Source organism: Hymenobacter sp. UYAg731 (assembly GCF_054061335.1).
Map to the genome: position 1 here is coordinate 39,547 of NZ_JBSSEC010000008.1, position 24,376 is coordinate 63,922.

The window sequence follows — 24,376 nt, forward strand, 5'->3', positions numbered from 1 at the left end:
TCGTAAGACAGGTTCTCCCCAAAAAGCCTCAAAAGTAACGATTCTGCCGCGCCCATTCAACAACAGTGTGTTGCGGTGGCCGTCGCCCTCTTCGTTGCCAACTGCCTGAATCGTACTTTCGTGGACCGAAAACGGCTAAACTGCCGTTGAAGTACCGATGACCTTATATTCTCCCAAATCCCACCACTAGTTCCCTTTACATGGAAGCCGTAGCCACCGAAAACCAAACCATGATAGCGCAGATGGTGCGCGATTTTGGCGCCCAGCACATCAAGCCCGAGATGATGAAATGGGATGAGAGCCAGGAGTTCCCCATCGATGTCTTTCACAAGCTTGGCGAGCTAGGCCTGATGGGCGTGTTGGTGCCCCAGGAGTACGGCGGAGCCGGTTTTGGCTACGTCGAGTACGTAACGGCCATTGCTGAGCTGTCCAAGATTGACGGCAGCATCGGCTTGAGCATGGCGGCCCACAACTCGCTCTGCACCGGCCACATCCTCCAGCACGCTTCGGAGGAGCAGAAGCAGAAATATCTGCCCAAGCTGGCCTCCGGCGAATGGATTGGAGCCTGGGGCCTCACCGAGCCCAACACCGGCTCCGATGCCGGCAACATGCGCACCACCGCCGTGCTTGATGAGAGCGGCGAAAACTACATTATCAACGGCGCAAAAAACTTCATCACCCACGGCAAATCCGGCAACGTGGCCGTGGTTATCGTGCGGACCGGCGAAGTAGGCGACTCGCACGGCATGACGGCCTTCATCATCGAGCGCGGCACGCCGGGCTTTGAGGCCGGCCGCAAGGAAGACAAGCTGGGCATGCGCGCTTCCGAAACCACTGAGCTGATTTTTACCGACTGCAAAGTGCCCAAGGAAAACGTCATCGGCAAAGTGGGCGACGGCTTTGTGCAGTCGCTGAAAGTGCTCGACGGTGGCCGCATTAGCATCGCGGCCCTCAGCTTGGGTATTGCTCAAGGGGCCATGGAGGCCGCCACTAAGTACAGCAAGGAGCGCCACCAGTTCAACCAGCCCATCAGCAATTTTCAGGGCATTGCCTTCAAATTGGCTGATATGGCTACCGAAATTGAAGCGGCCAGCCTGCTCACTTACCGCGCCGCCGACATGAAGGACCGTGGACTGAACGTGAACCTGGAATCGGCCATGGCCAAGCTTTACGCCTCGGAAGTAGCCGTGCGTACCGCCAACGAAGGCGTTCAAATCTTTGGCGGCTACGGCTACACCAAAGATTATCCGGCCGAAAAATATTACCGCGACGCCAAGCTTTGCACCATTGGCGAGGGCACCAGCGAAATCCAGAAGCTGGTTATTGCTCGCGTTTTGCTCAAATAAACCATGGATTCGTCGGATTAAAGGTGGATTTTTGAATTTTATAAACGAGTTTCATGCTATGCACACGTTTTCTAGCGTGGTTTTGCCTGACGCTGAATAAGAATCGACTACGAAATCCGTGAAATCCGTTTGAACTCGACGAATCCGTGATTATCTTTGCGGCCCGGTTTACGCCGCCTCCCTCTGAAAATCTCCCTCATTCCCCGATATGATTATCATTCAAATCAAAGACAACGAATCGGTTGACCGTGCGTTGAAGCGTTTCAAAAAGAAATTCGAGCGCACCGGCGTTCTGAAAGAATTGCGTCGTCGTACGTTCTTCCTGAAGCCTAGCATCAAGGAGCGCAAGATGAAGCAGAAGGCTGTTTACAAGCTCGCCACCTACGGCCAGCCCGGCGAATAGCCCGAAAGTTTTTCGGTCCGTTTAGCTTTGTTAAAAACCGGCTAGTTTGCCTCTATTGGCAAGCCAGCCGGTTTTTTCGCGTCCATATAGGAACGGAAAACTTGGCTTCAACTAAAAAAATGCTACATTGGATGCCCGGCCCAACCGCCGGGCATTTTTGGTGTTGGTATGGATGCTTTTCTCGATTTTCTGCGCTTTGAGCGGCGTTACAGTCCGCACACGATTGTCTCCTATCAGACCGATTTGGGCCAGTTTGCGGCCTACCTGAAGTCGGCCTACGAGTTGGCCGACCCTGCCCAGGCTACGCACCCGCTCATCCGCGGTTGGGTAGTGGAGTTGATGCAGGAAAACCTCGACCCGCGCACTGTGAACCGCAAAGTGGCCTGCCTGCGCTCCTACTACAAGTTCCTGCTGCGCAATGGCCGCATCGATAGCAACCCCATGCTACGCATTAAGGCCCCGAAAATGGCCAAGAAGCTGCCCGAATTCGTGCCCGAAGAAGCCCTGAATGGCTTGTTGAATACGTTCGAGTTCGGGGAGGACTTTGCCGGGCAACGTGACCAGTTGGTGCTGGAGATGCTATATGGCACGGGTATTCGCCTCTCGGAGCTCATCGGCATTCACGCCGACGATGTGAGCTTGGGAGCCAGCACTGTGCGCGTAACCGGCAAGGGCAACAAGCAGCGCCTCGTGCCGCTGAACCCCACGCTGAAGCTCGTGATTGAGCGCTATCAGGCCCGGCGGGCGCATGAGTTTGGCGCAGTGGGCGGCCCGCTGCTGCTCACCGATAAGGGCGACGCGATGTACGAAAAGTTTGTGTACCGCACCGTGAAGCGCTACCTGAGCCAGATTACCACCTCCGGGGCGCAGCAGCACCCGCACGCACTGCGGCACGCCTTCGCCACGCACCTACTGGGCAAGGGTGCCGACCTGAATTCTATCAAGGAATTACTGGGCCACGCCAGTTTGGCGGCCACGCAGGTGTACACGCACCTGTCCGTCGACCGCCTGAAATCCGTATTTGAACAGGCCCACCCCCGGGCCTGAGTTTCTGTTTACCCTTTTACCTCTTAATCACCCGCTTTATGAAAGTACAGATGCATTCGGTGCACTTCGACGCCGACCAGAAATTGCTTGATTTTGTTCAGCAACGTTTGAATAAGCTGGAAACTTTTTACGATAAAGTTACCGAGGGAGAAGTAATCATGCGCCTCAACAATAAGGATGGCATCGACAACAAAACCATTGAGATAAAGCTGCTGGTGCCTGGCAATATCCTGTTCAGCCAGGAAGATGCCGCTTCTTTTGAAGCTGCTGCCGATGCTGCTACAGACAGTCTGCGCCGGCAAATCACCAAGCATAAGGAAAAAATGCTGACGCATTGATTTGTGGCATAAGCTTTAGCTTGGGCTGACTGCTATAAATGCAAAAACCCCACTCGCATACTGTGAGTGGGGTTTTTCTATTCTTGCAAATCTGTTTCCGGCACAAACTAAAGTTTGTGCTACAACCTACAGGCCGAACTCGGCCTTAATCTGGGGCACATAGTCGAGCTTTTCCCAGGTAAATGTTTCGAACGTCTTGGTTTCGCCGTTGGGCATTACCACATTCACGGTGCCGGGCTGGCGACCCATGTGGCCGTAAGCCGCCGACTGGGCGAAAATAGGGTTTTGCAGGCCGAAGCGCTTCACGATGGCGTAGGGGCGCAGGTCGAACAACTTGTTCACCTTCTCGGCTACTTCGCCGTCGGAGAGGGGCTGGCCAGCGGCATTTTTTACCTTGATGGTGCCGTAGGTGGTCACGAACACGCCCACGGGTTGGGCTACGCCGATAGCGTAGGCAACCTGCACCAGCACCTGGTCGGCTACGCCGGCGGCCACCAAGTTTTTGGCGATGTGGCGGGCGGCGTAGGCCGCCGAGCGGTCTACTTTGGAGGAGTCTTTGCCGGAGAAGGCCCCGCCGCCGTGCGCGCCCTTGCCGCCGTAGGTATCCACAATGATTTTGCGGCCGGTAAGGCCGGAATCGCCGTGGGGGCCACCGATAACGAACTTACCGGTGGGGTTGATGTGGTAGGTGATTTTGTCGGTGAACAGGGCCTGGGCATCGGCGCTCAGGCCGGCTTTCACGCGCGGGATGAGAATCGAGAGCACATCGGCTTTGATTTTATCCAGCATCACGCTCTCGGAGGCATCGAACTCGTCGTGCTGGGTGCTGATGACGATGGTATCGATAGCCTCGGGCTTGTGGTCGTCCGAATAACGGATGGTTACCTGGCTCTTAGCGTCGGGGCGCAGGTAGGGCATGGCCGTACCCTCGCGGCGGATGGCGGCCAACTCCTGCAACAGGCGGTGCGACAGGTCGAGAGCCAGCGGCATGTAGTTGGCCGTTTCGTGGCTCGCGTAGCCGAACATCATGCCCTGGTCGCCGGCACCCTGGTCTTCGTCCTTGGCGCGCTCCACGCCCTGGTTGATGTCGGGCGACTGCTCGTGCAGGCGGTTCATCACCTCGCAGGTGTCGGCGTTGAAGAGGTATTCGGGCTTGTTGTAGCCGATGCGGCGAATCGTTTCGCGGATAATGGGCTCGGCATCGACGTGGGCCGTGGACTTGATTTCGCCGGCTACGAGGGCGAAATCGGTGGTCACGAGCGTTTCGCAGGCTACTTTGGCAGTGGGGTCCTGGCGCAAATACTCGTCGAGGATGGCGTCGGAAATCTGGTCGGCAACTTTATCGGGATGGCCTTCCGAAACCGATTCGGAAGTGAACAGATAGGGCATTGAATGCGCGAAAAGAGCGGAAGATAGAAACGAAGCGCGCCCGCCAGGCCGAAACCGGCGGGCGGGCGCGGCACAAAAGTACGGAAATCCGGGCTATCGGTGGCTATGCCCATGCCAAGGAAATGCGGTAGGGCTCAGCAGGCAACAGAAAGTGAATGCTACAATTGAGCCGTTCGGACGATGGCGTTATAATTGCGCCAGTCGGCCGCCATCTACCACCAGCGTGGTGCCATGCACGAAGCTGGCTTCGGACGAAGCCATGAAGGCAATGGCGGCGGCCAGTTCCTCGGGCGTGCCCACAGAGGCTTTATCGACTTTCTCGGTGCCGTTTTTCACGTTGGGGTTGCTCCAGAGCATGGGCGTGTCCACGGCGCCAGGGGCCACGGCGTTGATGCGGGTCTGCTTGCGGTCGAGTTCCAGGCTCATACCACGCACGAAGGCTTCGAGGGCACCCTTGCTAGTAGCGTAGGGCACCACGTTGGCGGTGGTTTGGTGGGCATGCACTGAGCTAATGGCCACAATAGCGCTGCCGGCCGGCATGTGCGGCAGGCAGAGCTGGGTGAGCTGGGCCAGGGAGCGCAGGTTCACGAGCATCAGCAGGTCCCACTGCGCGAGGGGCAGGTCTACGAGGTGGTCGAAGGTCATCATGGCCGCGTCGCATACCAGCACGTCGATGCGGTGGTATTTGGCCAATACTTTGTTTACGGTGGTGGTGATGACGCGGGGCTTGCTCAGGTCGCAGGCTATGAATACGGCTTTGCCGCCGGCTTTGGTAATCAGGCGTACGGTTTCGGCACCTTCCCCTTTGTCGCGGCCCAGGGCTATTACGGTGCCGCCTTCGGCCCCGAGCCGCACGCAGGCGGCCCGGCCAATGCCGGAGGTTCCGCCCGTTACCAGGCATATTTTATCTGTAAAACGCATTACTAAATTATTGGATGAAAAGCGCCGCACTAGCTGCGCAGATGCTCTACGGCAGATAACCGGTCAGGGCGGCTTTTGTGCTGGTTAAATAGCCTGGTGTTCCCGTTTTCAGGCGATGCCAGCAGTGCCATTCACCGGGGGCGTAAGCTTTTCGCACACCAGCACCACCAGCCGGCCGCGCAGGTCAGTAGTAGCAAACAGATATGTCTCGCCGCCCTCGCGGATGCCGGTGCGCTGCCGGAAATCGGCCACCGAATCCGGAAAGTTGCGGGTAGTGACGTGGGCGCGCGCCTCCGGCCCGAGGTGGGCTTTTAGGGTCGCGCCATCGGCTTTTTCTACGGCCAGGATTTTGAAAATCCGACCTGGGAAATCAGTCCGCAATACATCAGAGGTGTATAAATGGCTGTTTTGGTGCAGCTTCAGCAGCTCGAACGCCGTACCGATGCTGCGGAATGCGCCCGCCTTGAGCACGGCCGCGTTGGGCTCGTACAGGTATTGCTGGGCATCGGCGTAGCGCGGGATGGCGCGGGCCTCGCGGGCGCGGTTGAGACGGAATTCCTGCTGGGTGCCGTCGCGGCGCAGGTTCAGGGCGTAGCGCTCGGGGTCCACGGCGGGCTCCTGGCCCAATTCGTAGAGGACTTCCTTTACTTCATTATCCACGGCCACCACCCAGAGGCGCCGTACATGGGTCAGGCCCTGCACGGCGAGCTCAATATCGAGCATAGGCGAAGTTTTGAGCAGGACTTTATCGGACTTGTGCAACAGTAGCGGCAGCAGCTTCACCACGTCGGGCTCGCAGTCGCGCAGCAGGAAAATCTTGCGAGCGGCGGTGTCGCGCCGGGCCGGGTCGAGGTAGAGCCAGTCGTAGTGATGCGGCGTGCTTTTTAGGAATGCCACCGCATCGGCCGCGTTAATGGTTACATTATCAATGCCCAACTGCGCGAAATTGTAGCGCACCAGGCCGGCCAGCGCGGGGTCGCGCTCCACGTAGTCGACCTGCGCCACGCGGGTGGCAAAGGCGGCCGAATCGGCCCCGAAGCCACCAGTAAGGTCGGCCAAGCGCTGGCCGCCGACCAGGTTGGCTTTGAAATCCGCCGTGCGGGCCGAGGAAGCCTGCTCGACGGATAGGGCGGGCGGAAAAATTAGCTCCGGGTTGTCGGCCCAGGCGGGGAGCTTGGCGCGGGCTTTTTGGCGGGCCTGAATCTGGCGCACCAGTTCGGGCACGGGGAGGCCGGGGTGGCGGCGGGCTTGGAGGGCCAGGTGGGCGGGGTCGTCGTGCAGGTGCGCGGCCACGTACCGCCGGGCCGCTTCGGGCAAGGGGTAGTCCATGGATGACCTTATACGGGAAAACGCGGCAGTTAGCGCAACGCCCAGCGCAACGCGAGCAGGGGCTGGCCCGTGGGCGCGGCCGCAAACCCGATGGCGGCCGGCTGCAAGCGCTGCCAGGTGCCGCCGTGGGCCACGTCGTGGTTAAACGCTTTTACCGCCCGCTGCAGGTGCGAATTGGTGTTTCGGTTGATGAAAATGCTGGCCACCAAGCTGGTAGCAAACACGCCGATGGCTACCTGTTGCGTTGAATTGAAATACTGCCGGTCGCCGTTGGCCAGAATCTGCTGGCCGTACAGGCCAAACGACCCAACGGCCACCAAGCGGTCAAGCAGGAAAAAAGTCTTCTGGCGGCGGTACTCGTTGAGGTGGGCCAGGGCTTCGGTGTTGCCGGCCAGGTAGGGGCGCAGCTTCTGCCCGAAGAAACCGGCCGTTTGGTAATTCTCGCCACTGGCCCCGGGAGCCAGAAAATCAAAATTGTGCTGGGGACCGCCCATACCACGCGCCTCGTCTTCGGGCAAGAGGCGAACACTACCAGGGGCTTGCTGAGCTAATACAGGAGCTAATAAGCTAAGGGATAGGATAATAGTGGCTGCGCCACGGAGCTGCCAATTAACTGGGCGCAGCTGGTTGATTTCGTGCATAGTAACAAATATAATGATGCTTTAGAGGCTAGAAAGCTATCTGTTACAATATTTTCTGGCTGCTAACCCAACAAACCCGCGTCGTCGCACGTTCAGGCCGCAACGGCTAACCACCCTTTGGGCCGCGTGTTTCATCATCCAACCGAATATTTTTCATGAAAACATCTTTTGTATTCCGCCGCGCCATTCAAGCTATTCTGCCGGCTACCCTGCTCCTGGCCGCTTGCAGCAAGAGTGACACGCCCGCACCGGCTGCGCCCGACCAGGCCCGGGTTCAGTTCGTACACGATATTGTCTCTGCTTCTACAGTTCCTGTTAAAGCTCTTGTGGGAACGCAGGAAGTAGCCACATTGAATTACAGCCAAAATTCGGCATATACTGGTGTAGCCGTTGGTGCCCAGGATATTAAAATCAATGCTTCGCAAACTGGAACAGCTCTTGCGGTAGTTAATAAGACGTTGGCAAAGGATGTTAATTACTCTGTGTTTGCCTACCGCTCAGGTACAGCGGCTGCTCCAGTGGCGCCACTTGTAACCGAAGACAACTTAACTGCTCCTGCTTCGGGCAAAGCTAAAATCCGTCTTGTCAATTTGGGTATTGGCACTGCCACTCTCGGTGTTGGTCTCTCACGAGTACAGGGAACTGGCTTCGCATCTATAACCACTGCCGACGTACTTTATGGGGCCGCTTCTTCTTTTACAGAAACTGACGCTGGTCCCGTAGCTATATTCTTGACAAGTGGTGGCGCGCCCACTACGCCGCTCATCACGCCAAACCCCAAAACGCTAACAGCGGGTAAGATTTACACCGTTGTGATTCGCGGGACTGACACTCCCCTTACAAACGACCAGGCGCTAACTGTTGATTTCATCGAAAACAACTAAGCCAAGAATCCCTTAACTAAAAAAGCCCGCGCCCAACCGGCGCGGGCTTTTTTGTGTTCCAGAGCGAACAAATCCAGTATCTTTGTAGTTGAATTGCCACACAATAAATCAACCCGTATCATGGTGGAAACCACGACGAAGACGTACGTTCCGTACAAAGTAAAGGACATGAGCCTGGCCGAGTGGGGCCGCAAGGAAATTCGCCTCGCCGAAGCCGAAATGCCCGGTTTGATGAGCCTGCGCGAGGAGTTTGGCGCGTCGCAGCCCTTCAAAGGCGCGCGTATTGCCGGCTGCCTGCACATGACCATCCAAACGGCCGTGCTCATCGAAACCCTGCAAGCGCTGGGTGCGGAGGTGACTTGGTCGTCGTGCAACATCTTCTCGACCCAGGACAACGCCGCCGCTGCCATTGCGGCCGCCGGTACCCCGGTGTATGCCTGGAAGGGCATGAATGAAGAGGAGTTTAACTGGTGCATCGAGCAGACGCTGTTTTTCGGCGAAGACCGTCAGCCGCTGAACATGATTCTGGACGACGGCGGTGACCTCACCAACATGGTGCTGGACCGCTTCCCCGAGTTGGCCGCCGGAATCAAAGGCGTGAGTGAAGAGACGACGACCGGCGTGCTGCGTCTGTATGAGCGCGTGAAGAATGGTACGCTGTCCTTCCCCGCCATCAACGTGAACGACTCGGTGACGAAGTCGAAATTCGACAACAAATACGGTTGCAAAGAGTCGGCGGTGGATGCTATCCGTCGGGCTACCGATGTGATGATGGCCGGCAAAGTGGCTGTAGTAGCTGGCTACGGCGACGTAGGAAAAGGCACTGCTGCATCGCTGAGCGGCGCGGGTGCCCGCGTTATCGTGACCGAAATTGACCCCATCTGCGCCCTGCAAGCGGCCATGGATGGCTACGCCGTGAAGAAGCTGGCTAATGCCGTGAAGGAAGCCGACATTGTGGTGACTGCTACCGGTAACTGCGATATCCTGACGGAGGAGCATTTCCGCTCGCTGAAGGACAAAGCCATTGTCTGCAACATCGGCCACTTCGATGATGAGATTGACATGGCGTGGCTGAATGGCAACTACGGCCACACCAAGGACACGGTGAAGCCCCAGGTGGACATCTACACCATCGAAGGCAAAGAGGTAATTATCCTCGCCGAAGGCCGCCTTGTGAACCTGGGCTGTGCCACCGGCCACCCTTCGTTCGTGATGTCGAACTCGTTCACCAACCAGACCCTGGCCCAGTTGGAGCTGTGGGAGCGCGGCGACCAGTACGAAAACCAGGTGTATACCCTGCCCAAGCACCTCGACGAGAAGGTGGCCCGCCTGCACCTCGCCAAAATCGGCGTGGAGTTGGACGAGCTGACCGTCAAGCAGGCTGATTATATCAAAGTGCCGGTAGAAGGTCCGTTCAAGTCGGATTTGTACCGCTACTAAGAATCTGTTGCTTCGGCAACTAAAAAGCCCCGGCCGTGATATGCGGCCGGGGCTTTTTGCTTTTCGGGTTTTAGCGACGGGAAGGTGGGGCTTTATGGATATGATTTGGTAGCTCCGCCAGATAACTTAAAACATACTGATTGTTAGGGTATGATTGCAGGGTACGCTGGCCAAAATACCGACATAGCTGTGCGTTGTGCAGGTGTGAAAAGCATTCGGTTTGATATTGCAGTATTTGCTCCCGCATCAGCCGATTATCGGCGGCAGCGTTTTGCATTGACTGCATGGCGGCTGCGGCGCGTGACAGGTTGTAGGATGCCGCCGCCCATTGTGCGTGGTCAAGCTGAATCGTAGCCAGCTTAAAATAGGCTTCCAAAAAAAGGATGTACGTGCTTACCACTTCAGGGCCTTCCTGACCGTAGCTATTAAGCAACGTAATAAGCCGTTGGTACACGGGGTAGCTTTGGTTTCTGATTGTTTCTTGCCGATACAAAGCCCTGGCATAGCAGTTTAATACCTGAGGGTGGGGCGGGTTGAGGGCAGCGGCTTTGGCAACTGCCTCGACCGCGTCGGCAAAACGCCCATCGGCATAAGCACGCTCCGATTCGGCTACTTCGATTGGATGGGCCACCGCAGGCTTGACAGTAACTACGCGTTGGGCCAACGGCAAATCCTTTAATTCTTCGGCATGAAGCGGCTTAGCATCACCAACAAAGTGGAAAAAGCGCTTGCTGCTTAAAAAGGCATAGTCGTCTTTAGGCTTATAGACTTGCGAAAATACCAAGTGTGGAGAAACCGCACACCAGAGAAGGCAAGCAATCAGGAGCGTCGATTTCATGCAGAAATATACAGCTAACGGAGCAATTTTAGACGGGGTTTGCGACCAGTGCCGCCCGTACAGCCGGGGCTACCTGCGTGCCTAGCAGCTTAATGGAACGCAGCACGCCTTGGTGCGAGATGCCTTCGATGACGAGTTGGGCCAGAAAACGGGTGTTATTGAACAGCTTATGCTGGTAAAGTAGTTTGGCGATGATATCCTGCGGGCTGCCCACCAGCAGTGGGCCTTGCGGGCCGCAGAGGTAGTCGAAATGGCGGCGGTCCATGGGTGACCAGCCGCGCTCGCGGCCGATGCGGTTCATGAGTTGCGAGTAGGGCGGGAAGAACTCGTCGCGGGCCTGCTCGGTGGTATCAGCAAGGTGCAGGTGGCAGTTGATGGCGAGTTGGAGCGCGGCCACGTCGTGGCCGGTTTTCTGGGCCGATTCGCGGTAAAGCTCGGCAAACGGCACGTACTGCGCGGGTGCGCCACCGAGGATGGCAATAGTGAGCGGCAGGCCCATTTGCCCGGCCCGGATGACGGACGCGGGCGTGCCGCCCACGCCAATCCAAACCGGGATTTGGGGTTGAACGGGGCGCGGGTACACGCCCTTGGCATCGATGGAAGCGCGGTGCTTCCCTTGCCAGGTCACGACTTCGTTCCCGTTGATTTTTAGCAGCAGCTGGAGCTTTTCAAGGAACAAGGCATCGTAGTCCTTCAAATCCTGCCCGAAGAGTGGAAACGACTCTATGAAGGAGCCGCGCCCGGCAATAATCTCGGCCCGGCCGTTGGAAATAAGGTCGACGGTGGCAAAGTTCTGGAAGGTTCGTACGGGGTCGACGGAGCTGAGGACGGTGACGGCGCTGCTCAGCCGGATGCGCGTGGTGATGGCGGCCACGGCGGCCAAAATGACTTCGGGGGCCGAGATGATAAAATCGGGGCGGTGGTGCTCGCCGAGAGCGAATACGTCGAGGCCGGTTTCGTCGGCCAGCTTGCCCATGGCCAGGAGCTCCTGCATGCGTTGGGCGGCGGCGTGGTCCTGGCCGGCAACGTGGGCCGGAACTATTTCGCCAAATGAGCTGATGCCTATTTGCATAAGTATAGGGGGCTAAAACGAGGTAGAGACGCATAGTTGCGTCTCGTCGTTGAACAGCTGGAAATGGGTGCTGCGTTTCCGTTCAACGACGAGACGCAAATATGCGTCTCTACATCAGGCAATAAAACAGGTTACTTCACCTCCGGCGTCATACCCATGTTGGCGTAGCAGAAGCTCCACACGTCGGCCCATTCATCAATCTGAAGCTTGGTGCTTTTGCCCGCGCCGTGGCCGGCGTTCACATCCACGCGGATGAGGGTGGGATTGGGGCCGGTGTTGGCGGCTTGCAGGGCGGCGGCAAACTTGAAGGAGTGCGCGGGTACCACACGGTCGTCGTGGTCGGCGGTGGTAATCATGGTGGCGGGGTACACGGCGGGCCGCAGGTTGTGCAGGGGTGAGAACTTGCGCAGGTTCTCAAACTGCTTCTGGTCGGCGGAGGTGCCGTATTCGGGGGCCCAGTTCCAGCCGATGGTGAAGGTCTGGTAGCGGAGCATGTCCATCACGCCCACGGCAGGCAGGGCCACTTTGCAGAGGTCGGGGCGCTGGGTCATGGTCGCGCCCACGAGCAGGCCGCCGTTCGAGCCGCCCGCGATGGCGAGGTGGTCGTAGTCGGTGTACTTATTGGTTTTGAGGTATTCGGCGGCGGCAATGAAGTCGTCAAACACGTTTTGCTTGTTGGGCGTCATGCCGGCTTTGTGCCAGGCTTCGCCGTACTCGCCGCCGCCGCGCAGGTTGGGAATGGCCAGCACGCCGCCGTTTTCCAGCCACAGCATGCGCGCTACCGAGAAGCCGGGGGTAAGCGAGATGTTGAAGCCGCCGTAGGCGTAGAGGTAGGTGGGGTTCTGGCCGTTCAGCGCCACGCCCTTCTTGTGGATGATGAACATGGGAATCTTCGTGCCGTCCTTACTCGGGTAAAATACCTGCGTCGTCACGTAATCGGCGGGGTTCACGTCCACTTTAGGGGCGCGGAAAACCGTGCTGGTGTTGGTGGCGAGGTCGTACTTGTAGATGGTGGTGGGGTAGGTGAACGAGGTGAAGGCGTAGTACACCGACTTGGCATCGCGCCGGCCGCCGAAGCCGCTGGCCGTGCCAATGGCGGGCAGCTTCACGTCGTGCTCAAACTTGCCCAACTCCGAATATACCTTCACCTGCGAGCTGGCATCGTTCAGATAATCAGCAACCAGCCGGCCGCCTACCTGGGTCACGCTTTCCAGCTTGTTCTTGCTTTCGGGCAACACGTCGTGCCAGTTGGCTTCGGCGGGCTTCTTGGGGTCGATGCGGATGACGCGGTAGTTGGGGGCCTTGTAGTTGGTGTACACCAGCACCTCGCCGCCCACGTTGCCGATGATGTTGCTGTTGAATTCGTAGCTCGAAATGAGCGTGGTCCAGATTTTGGCCTGCTTGGGGTCGGCGAGGTCGCGCACCAGCAACTGGTTGCCGTCGGCCTTGCCATCGGTGAGTGTCAGGGCCAGAAACCGCTCGTCCTCGGTGGCGTTGACGAAGCGGAAACCCAGCGGCATTTTCGGGTTTTCGTACACCAGCTGGTCGGCGCTCTGCGGCGTGTTCAGCTGGTGGAAATACACCTTGTGGAATTCGTTCTTGCCCGAAAGGCCGTTCTGGCCGGCTTTGGGCGCATCGTAGCGGCCGTAGTAGAAGCCGTTTTTGGTCCACGACGTGCCCGATACTTTCACCCATTCTAGGGTTTCGGGCAGCAGCTTGTTGGTGGTCAGGTCCATGATGCTGACCTTGTGCCAGTCGGAACCGCCGCTGCTGGTGGCGTAGGCCAGGTAGCGGTGGTCGTTGCTGAACTCGGTGCCGGCCAGGGCGGTGGTGCCATCGGCCGAGAACTTATTGGGGTCGAGGAGGACTTGGGGCTCCTCGGTGCCGCGCTGGCGGTACATCACGGCCTGGTTCTGCAAGCCGTCGTTCTTGCTGAACACCAGCTCGGAGCCCACCTGCTCGGGCACGCCAAATCGCTCGTAGTTCCAGATTTTGGTGAGCCGCTCCCGGATTTTATCCCGGAACGGAATCTGCTTCAGGTAGCCAAAAGTCACCTCGTTTTCGGCCGTCACCCAGGCCTTGGTTTCGGGCGAGTCCAATGCTTCGAGCCAGCGGTAGGGGTCGGCTACTTTGGTGCCGAAATAGGTGTCGGCGAAGTCGGTTTTGCGGGTTTCGGGGTATTTCACGGGGGGCAGGGGAGTGGGGATTTCCAGGCCGGCACGGCGGCTGGGCTCGCCGTTTTCGGGCACGGTGGTTTCGGTGAGGGCCTGGTGGTTGGGCAGGGTGTTGCGGGCGGGCGGAGCCGTGGCGCGGCAGGCCGTAGCAGTCGCCAGCAGGACGACCAAAGGGATAACAGCTTTCATAAAAAGGAGGAAGAAAGATGAAGGCCGTTGCCAGCCGGACAAAACGTGTGAGGAATCCGAATCTATTGAAAATCAATCCATCTGAACATCATCTGCAATGGCGGTGTCCGGGGCGCGGGGAGTCGCCTCGGCGGCGGGAGCGGGGGCTGTCACCGCCGGGTCCGCCGGGGGCTGGGCGATGGCAGAAGCCACCAGCTCGGGCAAATTGGCGCGCAGCCAACGCAGCTCTTCGTCTACGCGCTGGCTCACCAGGCGCTCCACTTCCAGCCGCTGGGCGGGGCTGAGCTGGTCGAGAACCGGCGGGGCCGGGGCATTGTTGGTTTCGGGCGCGGCGGCGGCGAGTATCAGGGCCTCGGCACGCTTCACGCGGGCTACGGAGTCGGCCACGGCGGCGCTGGTTTCGGCGGCGGCGGCCTGGGCGGCGGTGGCGGCGTGCTTGGCTTCCAGGGTTTCGCGGCGCTGCTGGCGGCGCCACTGGCCCAATGTCACGCGCAGCATGATGTAGAGCACCAGGCTCAGAACGCCCAGAATGAGTGCCAGCGGGGCCGCAAAGCGCATGAGCAGGCTTTCGGTGCTGGTTGAGGACGGGGCCGAGGGGCCGGTCGCGTCGCGCTCGGCGGCAGCCTGGGCTTCGGCGGCTTCGGCCGGACCGGGCGCGCCGGGGGCAGTGGCGGCGGTATCGGCCATTTCGGGGGCCATCGCGGCCGAAACTTCGCCCAGCGGCGTACCGGAGGTTACGTAGTTGGTGAGGGCGGTTTCGAGGGCGGCCACGCGGGCCATGCGGGTGGGGTCTTTGCGCCGGGCGGGCGAGCTTTTGAGCTTATTCACAATGGCTTTGGCCAAAGCCACCAGCCGGGCCGGGTTGTCTTTCTTGCCTTGGTAAATAGCGCCCCGGCCTTCGATGGACTGATACAGCACGCTGTACACACGCAGACTGTCGGGCCGAATGCTGGCGGCTAACGCATCAAGGTTGCCGCCCTCGCAGCGCACGGTGCTTTTGAGGTTGGGCCGGCCGGCATCATCATAAACGAAACGCACCGTGGCGCACCAGATTTGCACCTTCGATTCATCGAGCGAGGGCTGGCCGAGGGGCGTTTGGGCCGAAGAAAACAACGGCAGGGCAACAGCAAAAGCAAGCAGCAGGCGACGGAAAATCATGCGCAGAAAAATGGTTGAGGACCGAAAAGTACGAAATGCCGGCCCATCGTCCACATTCTTCTTAGCTGTAGTCAATTTCCGTGTTATCGCCGATGTTCAGCGAGTGGTTCATACCCCGGAACGAGGCGTCGGAACCCACGATGCAGTCGTGCATCACGGCCGCACGCAGCTCCGAGTAGCTGCCAATGATGGAGTCGCTCAGGATGCAGTTTTTGACGATGGTTTTGTCGCCGATAGCCACGTTGGGGCCGATGATGGAGTGCGAAATCTGGCAGCCGCGCCCGATACTGACCGGCGGAATAATCACCGTATCCGCATATTCGGAGTAGTCCTGGCCTTCCAAGAACTCGGGGCGGTTCAGCAGGCGGGCGTTGGCTTCGAGCAGGGTTTCCTTGCGCCCGCAGTCGAACCAGTTGTCCACCGGGCAGGTCTTCATCACCTCGCCTTCCTCGATGAGGTGCATGAGCGCATCGGTGAGCTGGAACTCGCCGTGGGTCCGCACGTCCGAGTCGATGAGCCATTCCAGGGATTCAGCCAGCTTTTCGGCGTGGGCCAGCTTGTAGAGGCCCACCATGGCGAAGTTCGACTTCGGAATTTTGGGCTTCTCCACCACCTTGTTGACCCGGCCGTTGTTGCCGGTTTCGACCAGGCCGAACATGCTGGGGGTTTTCACCTCCTTCACGGCCAGCACCGAGCCGGGCGTGGCCATGAGGGCCGGCAGGTCCACGTCCACAATGGTATCGCCGAGCATGATGAGTACGCCGTCGGGGTCGTGGCGGAACTCCTCGCGGGCCAGCCACAGCGCGTGGCCGATGCCCTCGCGCGGCTCCTGCACCACAAACGTGGCCTTGAGCTCGGGGTAAGTCCGGCGCACGTAGCGCACAATTTTATCGCCCAGGTAGCCCACGATGAACACGAAATCGGTGAGGCCGGCGGCCTGCAGGCGGTCGATGATGTGGCCCAGAATGGTGTTGCCGGCCACCGGCACCAGGCTTTTGGGCTGGGTGTGGGTGTGAGGGCGCAGGCGCGAGCCAATGCCGGCAACGGGAATAACAGCTTTCATGAAACGGGGCTGTGTAATGGAGAAGGCGGGGGGACGATAAAGGAAGGCGTTCGGGCCAGCTAAGCAGCAAGCTACAACTACTAGGGCTAAGCTGCGTACTTTGCCCCAAACCCGGTAGCAAACCGGAGCAGCGGCCGTAGGTTTGGCCCGTTGCGCTATCAAACCCCGAATACCTTTCACCAACACCCTTCACAACCCATCATGAAACGCTTTCTTCTCTATTTCGCGGGCCTGGCCCTGTTGCTCACCCAGTCCTCGTGCGGCTACAACGGCATGGTAACGCGCGACCAGGCCGTGAAGGCCCAGGCCGGCAACGTGCAAAGCGCCTACCAGCGCCGCAACGACCTCATCGGCAACCTGGTGAACACCGTGAAAGGAGCCGCCAAGTTTGAGCAGGGCACCCTCACCAGCGTGATTGAGGCCCGCGCCAAGGCCACCAGCGTGCAGCTGAACGCCAACGACCTGACGCCCGAAAACATCAAGAAATTCCAGGAAGCCCAGAGCCAGGTTTCGGCCGGGCTGGGCCGCCTGCTGGCCGTGTCTGAAAACTACCCCGACCTGAAGGCCAACGCCAACTTCCAGGAGCTGCAGGCCCAGATTGAAGGTACCGAAAACCGCATCAACGTGGAGCGCAACAAGTTCAACGCCGTCACTAACGACTACAATACCTTCACCCGCTCGTTCCCGAACAACCTGTTTGCCGGCATGTTCGGCTTCCCCCCCAAGCCTTATTTCGAGGCTGACCCGGCCGCCAGCAAGGCTCCCACGGTTCAGTTTTAGGTTTGATTAGTATTTGAAATAAAGCACGTCATGCAGAGCGCAGCGAAGCATCTTTACTGCGTAAGTAATTCCAATCGTTAGGATTAGTTGCGCGGTAAAGATGCTTCGCTGCGCTCTGCATGACGTTCTGTTTCTCATAATCCCACCCATGAATTCCCCCCTCACTCCCGCCCAGGATGCGGCTTTGGTAGCCGCCATCCGGCAGGCCGAAATCACGACTTCCGGCGAAATCCGGGTGCATCTCGAAGACACTTGCCCCACGCCCGAGCCGCTGGACCGCGCTGCCCAAGTCTTTGGCGAGCTGAACATGCACAAAACGGCCGCCCGCAACGGCGTGCTGTTTTATCTGGCCTGGCAGAGCCGGCAGTTTGCCGTGGTGGGCGATTCGGCCATCAACGCCGCCGTGCCCGACGACTTCTGGGAAACCACCAAAGAAGCTGTGCTGGAACATTTTCGGGGTGAAAACTACGTGCTGGGCCTGGAGCGAGGCATAAAAATGGTGGGCGAGCAGCTCAAGCGCTACTTCCCCTACGATGCAGCCACCGACCAGAACGAGCTGGACGATTCCATTTCTTTCGGCGGCCAAAAACCGTCTTCCGACGCATGAAAAATTCCGTGGCTAATGCCAGGATAGCAACGTTGCCCCGCTTCTCCTTACTGAAATCGGGTGCGCCAAGGCCGTGGTGGTCGCTGCTGCTGCTGTTGCTGGGGCTGCTGGCAGCCCTGAGCAGCGCGGCACAAAACATCCCCCCCCGGCCCAATCCACCGCGCCTCGTCAACGACCTGGCCGGGCTGATGCAGGGCGGGGAGGCCGACCAGCTGGAGCGCAAACTGGTGGCTTATAACGACAGTTCATCGTCGCAAATCGCGGTGGTTACCGTGCCCAACCTCGATGGCGACGACATTAGCGACTACGCCCAGAAGCTGTACGAAAGCTGGGGCATTGGCCGCAAAGGCAAGAACAACGGCATCCTGATTCTGGTGGCAAAAGAGGAGCACACCGCCCGCATCCAGACCGGCTACGGCCTGGAAGGAGCCGTGCCCGATGCCTTGGCCAAGCGCATCATCAGCAACACGCTGGTGCCCGCTTTCCGCCAAAACCAATACTATGCCGGCCTCGACCGGGGCACCGACCAGCTCATTGCCCTCGCCAAAGGCGAGTACCCCGCCGACCCCGCCGATGCCCGGCCCCAGGGCCGCGGTGATAACACGGGCTCCGGCTTTCCCTTCTGGATTATTATTCTCGTGATGGTCATCATCTTCACCATGCTGCGCAACCGGGGCGGGGGCGGCGGGCGCGGCAACCGAGGCTTCGGGGGCGGCTTTATTCCGCCCATCATCTTCGGCGGCGGCGGCTTCGGAGGTGGCGGCGGCGGTGGTTTTGGCGGCGGCGGCGGGGGCGGCTTCGGTGGCTTTGGTGGTGGCAGCAGCGGTGGCGGCGGGGCCAGCGGCAGTTGGTAAAGCCTCACTGCTCATAAGTAAGTTGAAAGCAAAACAGCCCGGTCGAGCCAGTCTCAGCCGGGCTGTTTTGCTTGAATAACCACCGTTGACGAGGGGGTGATGCTAACCTTTTTGGCGCAGGCACAGTATCAGCCCTAACCCCGTAGCCAGCGTGCTAAGCGGCTTTCACCTCCCTTCTTTATTCTTTCACGCCATGAATACTTCCCGTTTTACCCTGTTTCTGTTTCTCAGTTTCCTGGCGACTTCGCTCACTGGCTGCGCAGCCATTGGCGATATTTTCAAAGCCGGGGCCTACACGGGCATCATTGCCGTGTTTATCGTGGTAGCGCTGCTGTTCTTTATCGTGAACAAAATGCGCGGCCCACGTCCCTAATCCGACGCGTAGCAACAACAAAAAAGCGCGGCTCCTATGAAGGAGCAGCGCTTTTTTATGCCTCAGCCGGCCGAAAAGCTAGGCGCTTTTCTTGCTGGGCATGGTGCCGATGATGTGGTCCCAGAGCGTGCTGCTCACGCCAAAGGCCACTTCGTCCTGCCGGTAGTGGTGCTGGCTGTGGTGCGTCCACCATACTTTTAGGAAGTTTTTGGGTGGCGAGTACGCGTGAATGGCATAGTGTACAAACAGGTACATCGCGTAGCCAAACGTGAAGCCCGACAGCAGCCCAAACGCATAAGAGCCGAAGCTGAAGCGGAAAATGAAGAACAGCAGCGACGCCACAAATACCGTGATGATGGGCGGCATAGCCAGCCGGGTTTTATCCTTGGGGTACTCGTGATGCACGCCGTGCATGGTGTACTGGAACTTGGCCCGGCCCGCCGTAGTGGCCGGAATGTGGTACACGTAGCGGTGTACCAGATATTCCACGAACGTGAAAGCCAGCAGGCCCACCAGGAAAAGCCCCAGTGCGGCCACGCCCGTCATGAAGCCGTGCGTGAGGCCGTAATACATGCTGATAATGCCCGTGATGGCAAAAATGCCCACCGGCAGCGCGATGTGCGTGTGCGAAAGCCGCTCCAGCACCGGGTTCTGAAAGAGCTGCGCCGAGCCTTTGTGCTTGGGCCGTAGGGGGGCTGTAGTGGGTGTGGGAGCCTCGTTTACAGTCGGTTCTTCGGTGGATACTGATTGCATAGGGGTAACGAACGTCGAACGAATCAATTGACAAAATTACGATGCGGGCGGCAATGTCGCGGGCAGGGCAAAACCGGCTCCCGCCAGCTGGGCCACCACGGCCGGCAGCGTGCAGGCGGCCGAGCAGCGCAGCCGCGCTTGGGTATAAAACTGACTTCGGGCGGCAAGAGTTTCGCGCAGCCAGGCTTCGGCCCCGCCGGCAGCGGCCAGCAGGGGGCGTTTGGCTACTTCCTCGGGGGGCAGGCGGGCGGCCAGTACTTCGATGGGAACATCGAGCCAGAGCGTGGGGCCGGCGTGGTTGAGCAACGCCATATTATTGTGAAAGCAGGGGGTGCCGCCGCCCGTGGCCAGCACCAGCGGCGGCCCGGCGTGGGCCAGCGCGTCGCGCAGTACCGCCGCCTCCACAGCCCGGAAGCTGACTTCGCCATCCTCGGCAAAAATGGCGCGTACGCTACGGCCGGTGCGGGCCTCAATGGCCACATCAAGGTCCAGGAACGGGCGGTTGAAGTGAGCGGCCAGCTGGCGGCCGAGGGTGGTTTTGCCCGCGCCGGGCAGGCCCACAAGGCTCAGGTGGCCGGAGCCGCCGGGCGAAACAATAGTATCGGGGAGAAGCTGCTTCACAAGTCCTGACCTGAGGAGTTAGGGCAATTTTACAAACGGTGTACCGGCAGGGCGTGGCGCGAAGCGGTGCTTCGCGTATTCGTGCGGTTGGGGCGGCATATTGGGTGAGGGCGCGAAGCACCGCTTCGCGTCTACTGCTCGTTAACTCAGCTTCACGCGCGGGTCGAGTACGGCGTAGAGCACGTCAACCACAATATTTATCAGCACAAACAGCGCGGCTACGAATAGCGTGGCGCCCATCACCACCGGGAAATCGAGGTTTTCTACGGCCCGGAGCGTCACGGTGCCTAAGCCTTTCCAGTTGAAGATGTATTCGATGAAAAACGCGCCCGCCATGAGGGAGGCCAGCCAGCCCGATACGGCCGTGACCACCGGGTTCAGGGCGTTGCGCAGGGCGTGGTGCAGCACGGTGGCCGTGCGACTCAGGCCCTTGGCGCGGGCCGTGCGGATGTAGTCCTGGCTCAGCACATCGAGCATGCTGGAACGCGTGAGCTGCGTGATGATGGCCAGCGGCCGGATGCCCAGCGCCACCGCCGGCAGCAGCAGATTGCGCAGCACTAAGTGCCGCTCGCCCGTGAACGGGTCGGTTTCATACAGCTGCCCGGTGAGGCTTAGGCCCGTGAAGTGGCTCCAGTAAAAGCCGAAGGTGACGGCAATGAGGATGGCCGCCACGAACGACGGCACCGAAATGCCCAGCACCGACGTGCTCACCAGTACCCTATCGAGCCACGACTGGGGCCGGAGTGCCGCCACCACGCCAAAGGCCACGCCGCCCACGCTGGCAATGAGCATGGCCGCCAGCGCCAGCCACATGGTGCCGGGGAAATAATCGAGCAGAATGCGCAGCACGTCTTTATTGCTCTGGAAGGAGCGGCGCAGGTAGGGCGTTTTCAGCACCAGCGCCTTGCTACCCAGGGGCAGCACTGCGAAGCCGCCGTAGCGGGCGCGGCCGGCCGAGTCGGCGGGGTGCAGGCCGAGCGGCGAAATATCGTTGAGGTAGCCCACCAGGCGGGCGGGCAGGGGCTGGTCGAGGCCGAGGTCGGCGGTGATGGCGGCTTTGGTGGCCAGGTCGCTGCGCTGGCCGGCGAGCAGGGCGGCGGGGTCGCCGGGCAGCACGTTGAAGAGCAAAAACACCGTGCAGGCCACCCCCACCAGCACGAGCAGGCCCTGGGCTAAACGGCGGAGGATGAAGGCGAGCATAACTTACTCCTTCAGTGCTTTTTCCAGCTGCCACAGCGCTGGAATGTCGTGGTAGTGGTACTTGGCTTTCACCACGCCGTTTTGCAGCAGCATGAGGCCGGGGTTGGAGCGAATGATTGATTTGAGCACCGTGGCATCGGCGAAATAGTAGGCACCGGGCAGGTTCACGTCGTGGCGGAACGAGTCGAACTTGGCCGCGCTGGTACTCGTGATGGTGAGCGGCGTGATGCCGCGCCGCGACTTGGCGGCATCTTCCATCAGCTTGTTGATGGCCACGAACCGGTCGCGGTCCGTCTTGTTGGTGTTCTGGATGATGAGCACCAGCTTGCTGCCTTTCAGCAGCTCCTGGGTGTAGGAATTGCCATCGACGTCCGAAACCTCAAAATCGGTGATGACCGGGCTGGAGGTTTTGGGGTTCAGCGATTCCATGGCCTGGTATTTCCAGGTGGTATCGGTGGGGTAGGCGTCGAAGGTTTTGGTTTCGCCGTTGCGCGTCATGGTGTAGCGGTAGCGGGCGGGCTCGGCGGGCTTCATCAGCTTGCCGATGTCGTTGCCCACTTTGTAGGGCAGAAAATCGAAGTAGGGCAGGTGGCCCAGCGCCCGCACCCCAATGCCGATGGCAATGGCCGTGGCAAACGTCATGACCATAATCCCGAACGTGCCGGTGACGAAGGAATGCCGCAAAAACCGCTGGTGCGTGAACACCACCCCCCACAGCACCAGCAAGAACATGTCCTTGGCAAACGACGTCCAGGGCGTGAGCTTGATGAAATCGCCGAAGCAGCCGCAGTCCGTCACCTTATTGAAGGCCGCCGAATAGAAGGTGAGGAAGGCGAAGAACGTGAGCAGCCCCAGTAGCACCCAGAGCGTAATTTTCAGGTGCCAACGTAACAGCAGGGCCACGCCCAGAATGACTTCGAGCGAGCTGAGCACGATGGACAGCGTGCGCGAAAGATTCTTGAACCACAGAAAAAAGCCCTCCAGCGGCGGCACCGAAATGGCAAACACCTCGAAGTATTCTTCCAGCTTGTAAGCCGTGCCCACCGGGTCGTTCAGCTTAATCAGGCCCGAAAAAATGAACAGCGCGCCCAGCAAAAACCAGCACACGCGGGTGATGGTGCGCAACAAATGAGGGGCCGGCGCAACGGCCGGAGCAGAGCTAGTTGGAGACATAAGATAAAGGTAAGCCGGGGGCAGAACGCAGGGGCAACGTCCAAAGTTGGGGTAAAGGTCGGGCCGGCGGGGCAGAACGTCATGCAGAGCGCAGCGAAGCATCTTTACCGCAATAGTAATCTGATTACTTACTGCGGTAAAGATGCTTCGCTGCGCTCTGCATGACGTTCTACTCTTCCCCCCGCAGAATCAGCGCAAACACGGCGTAGTTCAGCATGTCGCGGTAGCTGCCTTCCACGCTCTCACTCACCAGGGCCGCCCCGCCGATGTCCTCGAGCTGCTTCACGCGGTGCAGCTTCATCAGAATCAGGTCGGTGATGCTGGCTACGCGCATTTGCCGCCAGGCTTCGCCGTAGTCGTGGTTTTTGGCCAGCAGCAGGCGGCGGTTTTCGGCGGCTTCGTGGTCGTAGGCCAGGGCCACGGCATCGGGGGCCATGTCGAGCGGTGTGTCTTTCGGCAGGTGCAGCTGCATCAGAGCAATGAGGCAGTAGTTGATGATGGCCACGAACTCCTCGTTCACATCATCGGCCACCAGCTGCACGCCGGTTTCCTGAATGGTCCGGATGCGGTTGGCTTTGATAAAAATCTGGTCCGTGACCGAGGGCAGGCGCAAAATGCGCCACGCCGTGCCATAGTCGTGGGTTTTGGCCAGAAACAGGGTGCGGCAGCGGGCCAGCAGCAGGTCGTAGTGTTCGGGAGTAGTCAAGCGGTGCGCGACAACTTAATATTGTCATCCTGAGCAGCGCGAAGGACCTTACCACGTCCGCTCTGCTTGAGTAAATGATTCCAAAAACACGCAGCCGTGATAAGGTGCTTCGTGCCTCAGCATGACAAAGTAAATCCATGCATACTCAGCATCCGTCTATTCACTCCGCCGCTCAGTCACTCCTGAGCCCCCACGGCCGCCTGCTCGATTTGCGCCGGCCGCAGGTTATGGGCATCCTCAACCTCACGCCCGACTCGTTCTTCGCCGGCAGCCGCGTGGCCTCCGAAAAAGACCTGCTGAACCGCGCCGGAGCCATGCTACAGGCCGGGGCTGCCGTGCTCGACCTCGGGGCCTACAGTACCCGCCCCGGGGCCGAGGACATATCCGAAGCCAAAGAAACCCAGCGTCTGCTGCCCGCCGTGGCGGCCCTGCGCAAAGAATTCCCGCAGGCCTTTCTCTCCGCCGATACCTTCCGGGCCGGCGTGGCCGAAGCCGCCGTGCAGGCCGGGGCCGACCTGGTGAACGATGTGGGCGGCGGTACCCTCGATGCCGCCATGATTGCCACCGTGGGCCGCCTGCGCGTGCCCTACGTGCTGATGCACCTGCGCGGCACGCCTCAAACCATGAGCAAGCTCACGCACTACGAAGATGACCTGGTGCTCACGCTGCTGCGCCACTTCCGCGCCGGCGTGGCCGCCCTGCGCACCGCCGGCGCGGTCGATGTGCTGCTCGACCCCGGCTTCGGCTTTGCCAAAACCGCTGCCCAAAGCCACGAGCTGCTGCGCCGCCTGCCCGAGCTGCGGGCGCTGGGCCTGCCCGTGCTGGCCGCCCTCTCGCGCAAACGAATGGTGTACGGCCCCCTCGGCCTCGGCCCCGAAACGGCCCTCAACGGTACCACCGCCCTGCACATGGTGGCCCTGCAAGGCGGAGCCCGGCTCTTGCGCGCTCACGACGTGGCCGAAGCCCGCCAAACCGTACAATTATTTGCCAATACCTTTCCGATGGCGGAATAAAGGCCGTAATTTGAATGCGGGAAGGCCTGCCGTGCAACGGCCGCTGCCCTGCGCGCCTCTTTTG

At 59.7% G+C, this 24,376-nt stretch carries 25 protein-coding genes; 11 read left to right on the forward strand and 14 right to left on the reverse strand.

All coding sequences use genetic code 11. The features are described from left to right. Positions 1-200: 200 nt before the first annotated feature. The 4 genes from ACVWYF_RS20815 (at position 201) to hpf (ending at position 3,134) form a co-directional block, all read left to right on the forward strand. Positions 201-1,346, forward strand: a complete 1,146-nt coding sequence (locus ACVWYF_RS20815) for an acyl-CoA dehydrogenase family protein (protein WP_457071731.1) — start codon at positions 201-203, stop codon at positions 1,344-1,346. A gap of 208 nt (positions 1,347-1,554) precedes the next feature. Continuing rightward, the gene (gene rpsU, locus ACVWYF_RS20820; RefSeq protein WP_457071733.1) at positions 1,555-1,749 is read left to right on the forward strand and encodes a 30S ribosomal protein S21; all 195 of its coding nucleotides are present in this window, start codon (positions 1,555-1,557) and stop codon (positions 1,747-1,749) included. 168 nt (positions 1,750-1,917) lie between these two features. Next, on the forward strand, positions 1,918-2,796 hold the full coding sequence (locus tag ACVWYF_RS20825) for a tyrosine-type recombinase/integrase (protein ID WP_457071735.1): 879 nt from the start codon (positions 1,918-1,920) through the stop codon (positions 2,794-2,796). Between the two features lie 38 nt (positions 2,797-2,834). Beyond that, positions 2,835-3,134 (forward strand): ribosome hibernation-promoting factor, HPF/YfiA family, encoded by a 300-nt coding sequence (gene hpf, locus ACVWYF_RS20830; RefSeq protein ID WP_457071737.1) that lies wholly within the window; start codon positions 2,835-2,837, stop codon positions 3,132-3,134. Between the two features lie 126 nt (positions 3,135-3,260). Here the strand turns inward: hpf and metK are convergent, their stop codons facing one another. The 4 genes from metK to ACVWYF_RS20850 all read right to left on the reverse strand — a co-directional run bounded on the left by metK (position 3,261) and on the right by ACVWYF_RS20850 (position 7,291). Then, positions 3,261-4,523 carry a methionine adenosyltransferase gene (gene metK, locus ACVWYF_RS20835; RefSeq protein WP_457071739.1) on the reverse strand — a complete coding sequence of 421 codons (1,263 nt, stop codon included), beginning with the start codon at positions 4,521-4,523 and terminating at the stop codon, positions 3,261-3,263. Positions 4,524-4,709: 186 nt separating this feature from the next. Then, the gene (locus ACVWYF_RS20840) at positions 4,710-5,444 is read right to left on the reverse strand and encodes an SDR family NAD(P)-dependent oxidoreductase (RefSeq protein ID WP_457071741.1); all 735 of its coding nucleotides are present in this window, start codon (positions 5,442-5,444) and stop codon (positions 4,710-4,712) included. Between the two features lie 108 nt (positions 5,445-5,552). Beyond that, positions 5,553-6,773 carry a class I SAM-dependent methyltransferase gene (locus tag ACVWYF_RS20845; protein WP_457071743.1) on the reverse strand — a complete coding sequence of 407 codons (1,221 nt, stop codon included), beginning with the start codon at positions 6,771-6,773 and terminating at the stop codon, positions 5,553-5,555. A gap of 29 nt (positions 6,774-6,802) precedes the next feature. Further along, positions 6,803-7,291 (reverse strand): hypothetical protein, encoded by a 489-nt coding sequence (locus tag ACVWYF_RS20850; protein WP_457071745.1) that lies wholly within the window; start codon positions 7,289-7,291, stop codon positions 6,803-6,805. Positions 7,292-7,569: 278 nt separating this feature from the next. Here ACVWYF_RS20850 and ACVWYF_RS20855 point away from each other — a divergent pair, with 278 nt between their 5' ends. Both ACVWYF_RS20855 and ahcY read left to right on the forward strand, forming a co-directional pair. Continuing rightward, entirely contained in the window at positions 7,570-8,298 is a 729-nt protein-coding gene (locus ACVWYF_RS20855; protein WP_457071747.1) for a DUF4397 domain-containing protein, read from the forward strand. A 120-nt stretch (positions 8,299-8,418) separates the two neighbouring features. Continuing rightward, a complete protein-coding gene (gene ahcY, locus ACVWYF_RS20860) occupies positions 8,419-9,738 on the forward strand; it encodes an adenosylhomocysteinase (protein ID WP_457071749.1) in 1,320 nt (439 codons plus the stop codon). A 70-nt stretch (positions 9,739-9,808) separates the two neighbouring features. Here ahcY and ACVWYF_RS20865 read toward each other — a convergent pair whose 3' ends face one another. The 5 genes from ACVWYF_RS20865 to ACVWYF_RS20885 form a co-directional block, all read right to left on the reverse strand. Beyond that, positions 9,809-10,576 carry a hypothetical protein gene (locus ACVWYF_RS20865; RefSeq protein WP_457071751.1) on the reverse strand — a complete coding sequence of 256 codons (768 nt, stop codon included), beginning with the start codon at positions 10,574-10,576 and terminating at the stop codon, positions 9,809-9,811. 28 nt (positions 10,577-10,604) lie between these two features. Next, positions 10,605-11,648 carry an Atu2307/SP_0267 family LLM class monooxygenase gene (locus ACVWYF_RS20870; RefSeq protein WP_457071753.1) on the reverse strand — a complete coding sequence of 348 codons (1,044 nt, stop codon included), beginning with the start codon at positions 11,646-11,648 and terminating at the stop codon, positions 10,605-10,607. 131 nt (positions 11,649-11,779) lie between these two features. Continuing rightward, positions 11,780-14,011, reverse strand: a complete 2,232-nt coding sequence (locus ACVWYF_RS20875; protein ID WP_457071755.1) for a prolyl oligopeptidase family serine peptidase — start codon at positions 14,009-14,011, stop codon at positions 11,780-11,782. Between the two features lie 72 nt (positions 14,012-14,083). Then, positions 14,084-15,169: a hypothetical protein gene (locus tag ACVWYF_RS20880; RefSeq protein WP_457071757.1), complete on the reverse strand. Its 1,086-nt coding sequence runs from the start codon at positions 15,167-15,169 to the stop codon at positions 14,084-14,086. Between the two features lie 61 nt (positions 15,170-15,230). Beyond that, on the reverse strand, positions 15,231-16,232 hold the full coding sequence (locus ACVWYF_RS20885) for a sugar phosphate nucleotidyltransferase (protein WP_457071759.1): 1,002 nt from the start codon (positions 16,230-16,232) through the stop codon (positions 15,231-15,233). Positions 16,233-16,433: 201 nt separating this feature from the next. Here ACVWYF_RS20885 and ACVWYF_RS20890 point away from each other — a divergent pair, with 201 nt between their 5' ends. The 4 genes from ACVWYF_RS20890 to ACVWYF_RS20905 all read left to right on the forward strand — a co-directional run bounded on the left by ACVWYF_RS20890 (position 16,434) and on the right by ACVWYF_RS20905 (position 18,846). Continuing rightward, a complete protein-coding gene (locus ACVWYF_RS20890) occupies positions 16,434-17,012 on the forward strand; it encodes a LemA family protein (RefSeq protein ID WP_457071762.1) in 579 nt (192 codons plus the stop codon). Positions 17,013-17,160: 148 nt separating this feature from the next. Beyond that, a complete protein-coding gene (locus ACVWYF_RS20895) occupies positions 17,161-17,619 on the forward strand; it encodes a TPM domain-containing protein (protein ID WP_457071764.1) in 459 nt (152 codons plus the stop codon). Further along, on the forward strand, positions 17,616-18,473 hold the full coding sequence (locus ACVWYF_RS20900; RefSeq protein WP_457071766.1) for a TPM domain-containing protein: 858 nt from the start codon (positions 17,616-17,618) through the stop codon (positions 18,471-18,473). Before ACVWYF_RS20895 ends, ACVWYF_RS20900 begins: the two co-directional genes overlap by 4 nt. Positions 18,474-18,666: 193 nt before the next feature. Continuing rightward, positions 18,667-18,846: a hypothetical protein gene (locus ACVWYF_RS20905; protein ID WP_457071768.1), complete on the forward strand. Its 180-nt coding sequence runs from the start codon at positions 18,667-18,669 to the stop codon at positions 18,844-18,846. A 78-nt stretch (positions 18,847-18,924) separates the two neighbouring features. Here the strand turns inward: ACVWYF_RS20905 and ACVWYF_RS20910 are convergent, their stop codons facing one another. From ACVWYF_RS20910 to ACVWYF_RS20930, 5 genes are all read right to left on the reverse strand, one after another. Then, positions 18,925-19,599, reverse strand: a complete 675-nt coding sequence (locus tag ACVWYF_RS20910) for a sterol desaturase family protein (RefSeq protein WP_457071770.1) — start codon at positions 19,597-19,599, stop codon at positions 18,925-18,927. 36 nt (positions 19,600-19,635) lie between these two features. Then, complete coding sequence (locus tag ACVWYF_RS20915) at positions 19,636-20,220, reverse strand: shikimate kinase (protein ID WP_457071772.1); 585 nt, start codon at positions 20,218-20,220, stop codon at positions 19,636-19,638. 141 nt (positions 20,221-20,361) lie between these two features. After that, positions 20,362-21,420 carry an ABC transporter permease gene (locus ACVWYF_RS20920; protein ID WP_457071775.1) on the reverse strand — a complete coding sequence of 353 codons (1,059 nt, stop codon included), beginning with the start codon at positions 21,418-21,420 and terminating at the stop codon, positions 20,362-20,364. A gap of 3 nt (positions 21,421-21,423) precedes the next feature. Next, a complete protein-coding gene (locus ACVWYF_RS20925) occupies positions 21,424-22,593 on the reverse strand; it encodes a BT_3928 family protein (RefSeq protein WP_457071777.1) in 1,170 nt (389 codons plus the stop codon). Positions 22,594-22,762: 169 nt separating this feature from the next. After that, positions 22,763-23,299, reverse strand: coding sequence for a DUF1599 domain-containing protein (locus tag ACVWYF_RS20930; protein ID WP_457071779.1), 537 nt, complete (start codon positions 23,297-23,299; stop codon positions 22,763-22,765). Positions 23,300-23,436: 137 nt separating this feature from the next. Between ACVWYF_RS20930 and folP the strand changes: the two genes are divergently transcribed. Next, on the forward strand, positions 23,437-24,312 hold the full coding sequence (folP, locus tag ACVWYF_RS20935) for a dihydropteroate synthase (RefSeq protein WP_457071781.1): 876 nt from the start codon (positions 23,437-23,439) through the stop codon (positions 24,310-24,312). Positions 24,313-24,376: the final 64 nt, after the last annotated feature.

Bases quoted from the DNA above. Each gene is read 5' to 3' on its own strand.
- ACVWYF_RS20815 (WP_457071731.1), top strand. From the start codon at position 201: ATGGAAGCCGTAGCCACCGAAAACCAAACCATGATAGCGCAGATGGTG.
- rpsU (WP_457071733.1), top strand. From the start codon at position 1,555: ATGATTATCATTCAAATCAAAGACAACGAATCGGTTGACCGTGCGTTG.
- ACVWYF_RS20825 (WP_457071735.1), top strand. From the start codon at position 1,918: ATGGATGCTTTTCTCGATTTTCTGCGCTTTGAGCGGCGTTACAGTCCG.
- hpf (WP_457071737.1), top strand. From the start codon at position 2,835: ATGAAAGTACAGATGCATTCGGTGCACTTCGACGCCGACCAGAAATTG.
- metK (WP_457071739.1), bottom strand. From the start codon at position 4,523: ATGCCCTATCTGTTCACTTCCGAATCGGTTTCGGAAGGCCATCCCGAT.
- ACVWYF_RS20840 (WP_457071741.1), bottom strand. From the start codon at position 5,444: ATGCGTTTTACAGATAAAATATGCCTGGTAACGGGCGGAACCTCCGGC.
- ACVWYF_RS20845 (WP_457071743.1), bottom strand. From the start codon at position 6,773: ATGGACTACCCCTTGCCCGAAGCGGCCCGGCGGTACGTGGCCGCGCAC.
- ACVWYF_RS20855 (WP_457071747.1), top strand. From the start codon at position 7,570: ATGAAAACATCTTTTGTATTCCGCCGCGCCATTCAAGCTATTCTGCCG.
- ahcY (WP_457071749.1), top strand. From the start codon at position 8,419: ATGGTGGAAACCACGACGAAGACGTACGTTCCGTACAAAGTAAAGGAC.
- ACVWYF_RS20865 (WP_457071751.1), bottom strand. From the start codon at position 10,576: ATGAAATCGACGCTCCTGATTGCTTGCCTTCTCTGGTGTGCGGTTTCT.
- ACVWYF_RS20870 (WP_457071753.1), bottom strand. From the start codon at position 11,648: ATGCAAATAGGCATCAGCTCATTTGGCGAAATAGTTCCGGCCCACGTT.
- ACVWYF_RS20875 (WP_457071755.1), bottom strand. From the start codon at position 14,011: ATGAAAGCTGTTATCCCTTTGGTCGTCCTGCTGGCGACTGCTACGGCC.
- ACVWYF_RS20880 (WP_457071757.1), bottom strand. From the start codon at position 15,169: ATGATTTTCCGTCGCCTGCTGCTTGCTTTTGCTGTTGCCCTGCCGTTG.
- ACVWYF_RS20885 (WP_457071759.1), bottom strand. From the start codon at position 16,232: ATGAAAGCTGTTATTCCCGTTGCCGGCATTGGCTCGCGCCTGCGCCCT.
- ACVWYF_RS20890 (WP_457071762.1), top strand. From the start codon at position 16,434: ATGAAACGCTTTCTTCTCTATTTCGCGGGCCTGGCCCTGTTGCTCACC.
- ACVWYF_RS20895 (WP_457071764.1), top strand. From the start codon at position 17,161: ATGAATTCCCCCCTCACTCCCGCCCAGGATGCGGCTTTGGTAGCCGCC.
- ACVWYF_RS20900 (WP_457071766.1), top strand. From the start codon at position 17,616: ATGAAAAATTCCGTGGCTAATGCCAGGATAGCAACGTTGCCCCGCTTC.
- ACVWYF_RS20905 (WP_457071768.1), top strand. From the start codon at position 18,667: ATGAATACTTCCCGTTTTACCCTGTTTCTGTTTCTCAGTTTCCTGGCG.
- ACVWYF_RS20910 (WP_457071770.1), bottom strand. From the start codon at position 19,599: ATGCAATCAGTATCCACCGAAGAACCGACTGTAAACGAGGCTCCCACA.
- ACVWYF_RS20920 (WP_457071775.1), bottom strand. From the start codon at position 21,420: ATGCTCGCCTTCATCCTCCGCCGTTTAGCCCAGGGCCTGCTCGTGCTG.
- ACVWYF_RS20925 (WP_457071777.1), bottom strand. From the start codon at position 22,593: ATGTCTCCAACTAGCTCTGCTCCGGCCGTTGCGCCGGCCCCTCATTTG.
- folP (WP_457071781.1), top strand. From the start codon at position 23,437: ATGCATACTCAGCATCCGTCTATTCACTCCGCCGCTCAGTCACTCCTG.